This window comes from uncultured Chitinophaga sp., from assembly GCF_937898475.1.
Lineage (GTDB): Bacteria > Bacteroidota > Bacteroidia > Chitinophagales > Chitinophagaceae > Chitinophaga.
In genome coordinates, this window is sequence record NZ_CALEJS010000013.1 from 369,516 (window position 1) to 375,770 (window position 6,255).

9 protein-coding genes are annotated in these 6,255 nt (G+C 48.4%); all 9 read right to left on the reverse strand.

The genetic code is table 11. From position 1 onward, the window contains the following. Positions 1-8: 8 nt before the first annotated feature. Genes msrB through Q0577_RS07190 form a run of 9 tightly spaced genes read right to left on the reverse strand, consistent with a single transcriptional unit; the run spans position 9 to position 6,048 of the window. Entirely contained in the window at positions 9-530 is a 522-nt protein-coding gene (msrB, locus tag Q0577_RS07150) for a peptide-methionine (R)-S-oxide reductase MsrB (protein ID WP_298734152.1), read from the reverse strand. Positions 531-549: 19 nt separating this feature from the next. Further along, complete coding sequence (gene msrA, locus Q0577_RS07155; RefSeq protein WP_366884013.1) at positions 550-1,182, reverse strand: peptide-methionine (S)-S-oxide reductase MsrA; 633 nt, start codon at positions 1,180-1,182, stop codon at positions 550-552. A gap of 12 nt (positions 1,183-1,194) precedes the next feature. Continuing rightward, positions 1,195-1,722: a carboxymuconolactone decarboxylase family protein gene (locus Q0577_RS07160; protein WP_298734154.1), complete on the reverse strand. Its 528-nt coding sequence runs from the start codon at positions 1,720-1,722 to the stop codon at positions 1,195-1,197. Between the two features lie 33 nt (positions 1,723-1,755). Continuing rightward, on the reverse strand, positions 1,756-2,595 hold the full coding sequence (locus tag Q0577_RS07165; RefSeq protein ID WP_298734156.1) for a helix-turn-helix domain-containing protein: 840 nt from the start codon (positions 2,593-2,595) through the stop codon (positions 1,756-1,758). Positions 2,596-2,602: 7 nt separating this feature from the next. Further along, positions 2,603-2,893, reverse strand: coding sequence for an antibiotic biosynthesis monooxygenase (locus Q0577_RS07170; RefSeq protein ID WP_298734158.1), 291 nt, complete (start codon positions 2,891-2,893; stop codon positions 2,603-2,605). Between the two features lie 29 nt (positions 2,894-2,922). Then, positions 2,923-3,384: a thioredoxin family protein gene (locus Q0577_RS07175; protein ID WP_298734160.1), complete on the reverse strand. Its 462-nt coding sequence runs from the start codon at positions 3,382-3,384 to the stop codon at positions 2,923-2,925. An 11-nt stretch (positions 3,385-3,395) separates the two neighbouring features. Then, positions 3,396-4,094 (reverse strand): peroxiredoxin-like family protein, encoded by a 699-nt coding sequence (locus Q0577_RS07180; RefSeq protein WP_298734162.1) that lies wholly within the window; start codon positions 4,092-4,094, stop codon positions 3,396-3,398. 53 nt (positions 4,095-4,147) lie between these two features. Continuing rightward, positions 4,148-4,687 carry a carboxymuconolactone decarboxylase family protein gene (locus Q0577_RS07185; RefSeq protein ID WP_298734165.1) on the reverse strand — a complete coding sequence of 180 codons (540 nt, stop codon included), beginning with the start codon at positions 4,685-4,687 and terminating at the stop codon, positions 4,148-4,150. Positions 4,688-4,743: 56 nt separating this feature from the next. After that, positions 4,744-6,048, reverse strand: coding sequence for a spondin domain-containing protein (locus Q0577_RS07190; protein WP_298734168.1), 1,305 nt, complete (start codon positions 6,046-6,048; stop codon positions 4,744-4,746). Between the last annotated feature and the right edge of the window lie 207 nt (positions 6,049-6,255).

The following is a 6,255-nucleotide window of genomic DNA, read 5'->3' on the forward strand; positions in this document are numbered from 1 at the left end:
ACTGTTGATTATATACCGGGTTCAAAATCCAGGGATACTGAATTCATACAAAATCTTTTATGTGTTGGCGGGGGGCCATCATCAAAGATGTGCCCCAGGTGAGAGTTGCAGCGGGCGCATTCCACTTCTATACGGTGCATACCATAAGAGTAGTCGTCTTTATACAACACGCTGTTCTTTCTTACCGGTTCAAAAAAGCTGGGCCAGCCGCAGCTGCTCGCGAATTTGGCGTCTGACAGGAACAGCTTGTTGCCGCACACTGCACAGTAATAAGTGCCTTTGGTTTCACTGTCCCAGTACTTCCCGGTAAAGGCCCGTTCGGTACCCTGCTCCCTGGCTACTTCGTACAGATCATGCGGGAGGATCTTTTTCCACTCCGCATCGCTGACATTCAGGTGCGTGGTATCTGTGCGTGAATAATACGGATTGTTGTTCCGGGCATTATCCATCTGATCATTCTTCTGGGCGTTGCCGCTACAGCTGTATAGCATCATCATCAGGATGCCAGCCAGCATCTTAAAATATTTCATTGTGCTGTTTTTATATTCGTTATCCATTTTTAAGTTTCCCTTTGAACACTTCCCTGAATTTGTCCAGCTTGGGTTTGATCACCCGCTGGCAATAAGGCGCTTCCATATTGTTATCATAGTAGTTCTGGTGGTAGTCTTCTGCTTTGTAGAATACGCCATAGGGAACTACTTCCGTAACGATCTTTTTGTTGTATGCTTTTTCATCGTTCAGTCTTTTGATATAGAATTCCGCCAGCTTTTTCTGGTTATCGTCGTGGTAAAAGATAGCAGACCGGTATTGTGTGCCCACATCATATCCCTGGCGGTTCAGCTGCGTAGGATCATGTGCTACAAAAAAAGCGGCCAGCAGCTCATCGTAGGATATCTTTGACGGATCGTAAACAATATTACACGCTTCGGCATGGCCGGTGGTGCCTGTACAAACCTCCTTATAGGTAGGATGAGGCTTTGTGCCGCCGGTATACCCGGATGTTACGGAGATGACGCCATTCAGCTGTTTAAATTGTTCTTCCACGCACCAGAAGCAGCCTGCTGCAAAGGTAGCGGTTTCTGTTTTTGCACCGCTTTTCATCTGGGCGGGAGCAAGTGCGGGGGTAAGCAGGAACAGTAATACTGTCCGTGCTATATAACGAGTGATTTTCTGCAAGTTCATATATTTCAATTTTTAAAGTTCTTTGGCAAGGGGATAATCAATAGGCACCTGGAACACCCGGCCTGTCATGTTGGCAATAAAGGTGTCGCCAATGGTCTGCACCACATCCATAAAATCTTCCCTGGTGAAGCCGGCGGCAAAGAAATTGTCGAGCAGGGTATTGTTGACGCTGCCGCAATGGGTGGCCAGGTATCCGGCTAGTTTGACCATGGCATCCAGCTTAGGATTAAAGGAGGCGCTTCCTTTGCGCAGCTCCAGGATCTCTTCGTCACTGAAACCGTTCAGCTTTGCAATCATGGTATGTGCGCTGAGGCAGTACATGGCCCCGTTATGCTGCGAAACCGTTAATGTGATCGCTTCAATTTCTTTTCTTGACAAGGATGTTTTCCTGCTGTGGAATGGATAATAGGCACTTAAGGCATTGGCTGAATGCATCATAGCCACCAGCAGGTTGGGGGTACGGCCAAGCCGCTTATTGAAGTACTCGATAAAATCCCTGTTCTTACTATTTACTGTCTCCTCCCGGGGAAGACTACTCATGATGAACATGTTAACACGCTTTAAACATCTTAATCACATGTTCCGGAACTCGGAAACGTTGGTACCGGAATACATCTTGAAAAACCTGCTGAAATGCGCCGGGCTTTCAAAACCAAGCTCGTAGGCAATTTCCTTAGCGGTTTTCTCGGTATAATGGAGATAACGTTTGGCTTCCAGCACGATCCTGTTGCGGATGAGGACAGAAGGAGCGGGCTGCTTCAGCAGCGAAAATACGTTACTCAGCGTTTTGGGCGATTTGTTGAGTACGCTGGCGTAGAACCTGACCTCGTGCTGTTGTTTGAAGTTAGCTTCCAGCAGCAGTGAAAACCTCCTTATAATATCCATCTTTTCATCGGCAAACTGCTGATAGCTCTCACACTGCTGCTTGGCTATCCGGGTGGTTTTGATGATCACCCTTTTCAGCAGGGTACGCAGCATTTCTCCCTGGAAATTATCCCTCAGCATCATCTCATCGGAAAACACTTTTGCCAGGTGGGACATTTCCCTGTTCTCTTCTTCATCCAGCCGGATAAACATGGGGTGGTGTATCCCATAAAAGAGGAACCCTACGCAACCTACTTCAGAATCATGGTCAGCAATACAATAAAACTCCCGGTTAAACTGCCAGGCAGTTAATGATTCAGGACGCTGGAATATAAAATGCTGGTTGGAAACAAGCGGCAGAATGGAACCTTCGGGCATCGTATAAGCCACCTCGTCTATCACCACTTCCTGGGCGCTCTCTTTGTTGTAAACAAAGGTGTTGATCGGGTAAGGGGCTGGTTTGCTCAGCCCTTTACCCGAAAACAACTTATTGCCGCAGTGCATAACAAAGCGTGCCGATGTTCCGTTTTCATTATACTCTCTGATCATACAAACGCTATTTGCAGGCCAGGATACTTACCTTTTCGATCTCCGTTTTATCCAGCAGCTCCGGCGCATGTGCCATCAGCGCTTTTGCGATCTCACCGCCCAGGTGGGCCTCCCTTCCTTCTTCTGTTTCAAACGTATCGAATATCCCGAAGGTAGACGGACCTATCTGCAGGGCATACCAGCGGATGGTCTGTTCTTCCTGCTGCGCCAGCGACAGGGCGCCTTTTATGAAATCAGCCACTTGTTGTTCTTTACCTGGCTTTGCCTCCAGCCTGGCTAATAATGAAAATTTTTCCATTGTGTTACGTTTAAGTTATGTTGATCATCTTATTTCCTGGCAAGCGCCTGTTTACCAAATGCAAGCAATTGCTTCCCATCTATATAACCTACCTGTTTCATGATCATCTTGCCCTCCGGCGTAAAGAACAGCAATGCCGGGTAGGCCATAATTTCCCATTGGTCTGCCAGCTGTATGCCTTCGCCTTTCTCCATGTCAAATGCACAGTTGATGAAGTGTTCGTTGAAGTATGCCGCCGCTGCTTCATCTTTGAAGGTGACATTCTTCAGCTGCCTGCAAGGCAAACACCAGGTGGTATAAGCGTCTACAAAAATGTACTTTCCACTTTTCCTGGCCTGTGCGGCCACTTCCTTCCACTTCCCGTCAACAAAAGTTATTTCCTTTGCTGCAGGAACATCCTGCTGCCTGGCGGTAATTTGTGCAAATGCCGCACTGATGCCGCTTATTACCAGGAAGACGGTTAGTGCTATACTGTTTTTTGCTGTTGACATGATTTGCTGTTTTAAAGATCTGCTTTGATACTGGTGGCTGCTGCCTTCAGCAATGCCGGGTTCAGGCGCTGTTTGAAATCGGGATTGATGTACTCAAAACGAATTACACCCGCTCTGTCCAGGATATATACCGCCGGTACGGGGAGCAGCAGATCACTGTCTTTTCCGCCCGTGGTTTTGGGAAGCATTTCCCAGTACGCCTTGGGCGCCTTGAAGGCAATGCCCAGCTGTTTAGACAGGCTGAGGTCTGCATCTGAAAGCAAGGTGTAGGTCAGCTTCTCTTTTGAAGCCGATTGCGACAGTCCTGCCGGCGCATCGGTGCTGACGGCGATCAGCTGATATCCCAGCTGCTCCAGCTCAGGGGCCGCCTCCTGGAGGCCTGAAAGCTGTTTGGAGCAATAGGGACACCAGCCGCCGCGGTATACAATCAGCACGGTTGGTTTTTGAGACACCGTCTTATTCAGGTCAATCATCTTTCCCGATGCATCCGGCAACATGGCCATGGGGATCTTTTCTCCATTGAGCAGGGGACTGATATCTTCCGGTTTTTGCGGTATCATGTAAGACATTGGTTTCATTTCCATTTTATCCATCTTTTCAGCGGATGCCATGGACTGGCCCATTTGCTGGGCATGTACTATTCCTGCAGTGCAGGACAGCAGCAGGGCTGCCGGTACGGTATTGCGTATTGTTTTTATTAAACTTTTCATTTTGATGGCGTTCTTTAACTATTAGACGTATCGTTATCCTGAACCTGACAGACTCAGGCAAGTTTTTTTGCGAGGGGGAACTCTATGGGGACTTTGGTAACTGCGTACAGGATGTTGCTGATGGTTCTGTCTCCAATCAGAATGATGATGTCCATCAGGTTCTCCTGGGTGTAACCAGCTTCAAAAAAAGCATCCAGCAATGCGTAGTTTTCAACATGTCTTTTTTCCGAAAGTTCCTTTGTAAGTTTTACCAGTGCATCGAGTTTCCCGTCAAACGAAGCGCTGCCGGATCTTATCTCCAGGGTTTGCGCTTCTGTAAAGCCGGACTTTTTAGCGATCATGGTATGTGCGCTGAGGCAGTACAGGCAACTGTTCACCTCACTCACTACCAGGTTCACCGCCTCTGTTTCTCTTGTATTTAATGAGCTGGGACTGGTTTCCAGTTTGAAATAAGCGTCAGCAGCGTTCTGGGAATAGGCCAGTGTTGAATACAGATTTGGTACAGCGCCAAATACACTTTTAACCTGGTCAAATACCCGCTGGTTCTTTACTGATACCTGCTCTCTTTTAAGCACTTCAAATCTATTCTCCATTGCTATAGCTGTTTAAAGCCGGAAGCATGGTATTAACCATGCTTCCAGACTGATATTTAGTTAAGTGTTACTTTTATAATGTTAGGTATTTCCGGCAGTGTAGTGAATGCATTGGGATTGGGTACTGCTTCAATATTCTGGCTCTCTTCCAGCGGTGTTCCAGCCAGGTTAAACTGCGTAATACCTGCGCCGGGGAACTGGTTAATGGCGGTGCCATTATCATACAGACCGATGGAGGAAGAAATATCACCTTTCTGAGTAGCGTCTACACCGTTGTCTTTTGAAGCAAAGAACCAGTCGTTAGACAGCCCGTACATAGTGGCAATGGCCAACCTATCTCCTGCTGCCACATTCAGCTGCTGAGAAACGCTGCTTCCTGCCTGCGCGCCTATCTTGGGCAACAGCACATTGCTGCCGGCTGCAGGAAGTACATACACTTCCTTAACACCCTGTACCGTTTTAAGGTACGCCGCCAGGCCGCTGGCATCACCCTGCTGGGCAAGTTCCTTTAAGCCCTGGCCACGGTCTTTTTCGCCTGTTTTATAGATGGGGTTGTCGATACCGTTATACACCACTACCAGCACAGGGGAAAGCGGTGTAAAGATGCCTGTTTGTCCGGCGATATAAGCCCCCAGCTCGGTATTATCGCCCATTTCTGCAATATTGGTCAGGCCATTTGCAGTAGGCTTACCCGCTTCATACAAGGGGGCGGTATTCAGGAGGTTGCCGCCTGCAATATAGGAGATGGCCCATACACCAGGGCTGAATGGTGTAGGATTGGTGGTACTTCCTGAAGTGTTGGTGATGGTAAGGGTAAATTTAGAATTTCCCTCATAGTGCAAGGTTACCTTCATAAGCGATGAGGCGGCGGCGTAGGTATTGCCCTGGGCGTCTGTGCCCTTTACCTCGGTAATATTCTGGGGGGCTGTTTCTGCGGTGCCCGGGTGAGCAACGGAAGCGCCCGGAACCTGGTTGATACGGGTGCCGTTATCCCACAGTTTGATCTGTGCAGATACGTCTCCTTCTATCGGTGTACCATTGTCCTCGTAAACTTTGATACCGGGGTTGGCGGGAGCAAAGAAAAGGTCGTTTGACCAGCCGTACATGGTTGCGAAAGTAACGGTCTGGCCTTTGGCAGCGGAGAATTGGAAGGACACAGATTCTCCCGGCATAACCAGCGGAGAGGCGCCTTCGTTCTTAAAGGTGCCCGATTCAACCAGCGGTTTGGAATCCAGCACATTTTCTATGGTAATGGTGGGGGTGGATGTTGCCGGCGGCATGTTGTCGTCGTCCTTGTTACAGGCGGCCATCACCAGGGGTAGTGCGGCTAGTGATAAGCAGGTTAAGTGTCTACGTTTCATGATATATCGATTTTTAGAATTATATCACGAAGGTAGTCCGGGGGATATGCACCGGAGGTGTCTCAACTTCCCGTTATGATGTCTGTACTTCCCGAAAATAAGATAACGCCGCAGCACCAACTGACAGAACAGCGTTGTAAGACAACAGAACAGCGTTGTAAGATAGCAGAACGGCGTTGTAAGATAGCAGAACGGCGTTGTAAGATA

What these genes read in the sequence shown, in the direction of transcription:
- msrB (WP_298734152.1), bottom strand. Translation starts at nt 530, where the DNA reads ATGAAATATTTTAAGATGCTGGCTGGCATCCTGATGATGATGCTATAC.
- msrA (WP_366884013.1), bottom strand. Translation starts at nt 1,182, where the DNA reads ATGAACTTGCAGAAAATCACTCGTTATATAGCACGGACAGTATTACTG.
- Q0577_RS07160 (WP_298734154.1), bottom strand. Translation starts at nt 1,722, where the DNA reads ATGAGTAGTCTTCCCCGGGAGGAGACAGTAAATAGTAAGAACAGGGAT.
- Q0577_RS07165 (WP_298734156.1), bottom strand. Translation starts at nt 2,595, where the DNA reads ATGATCAGAGAGTATAATGAAAACGGAACATCGGCACGCTTTGTTATG.
- Q0577_RS07170 (WP_298734158.1), bottom strand. Translation starts at nt 2,893, where the DNA reads ATGGAAAAATTTTCATTATTAGCCAGGCTGGAGGCAAAGCCAGGTAAA.
- Q0577_RS07175 (WP_298734160.1), bottom strand. Translation starts at nt 3,384, where the DNA reads ATGTCAACAGCAAAAAACAGTATAGCACTAACCGTCTTCCTGGTAATA.
- Q0577_RS07180 (WP_298734162.1), bottom strand. Translation starts at nt 4,094, where the DNA reads ATGAAAAGTTTAATAAAAACAATACGCAATACCGTACCGGCAGCCCTG.
- Q0577_RS07185 (WP_298734165.1), bottom strand. Translation starts at nt 4,687, where the DNA reads ATGGAGAATAGATTTGAAGTGCTTAAAAGAGAGCAGGTATCAGTAAAG.
- Q0577_RS07190 (WP_298734168.1), bottom strand. Translation starts at nt 6,048, where the DNA reads ATGAAACGTAGACACTTAACCTGCTTATCACTAGCCGCACTACCCCTG.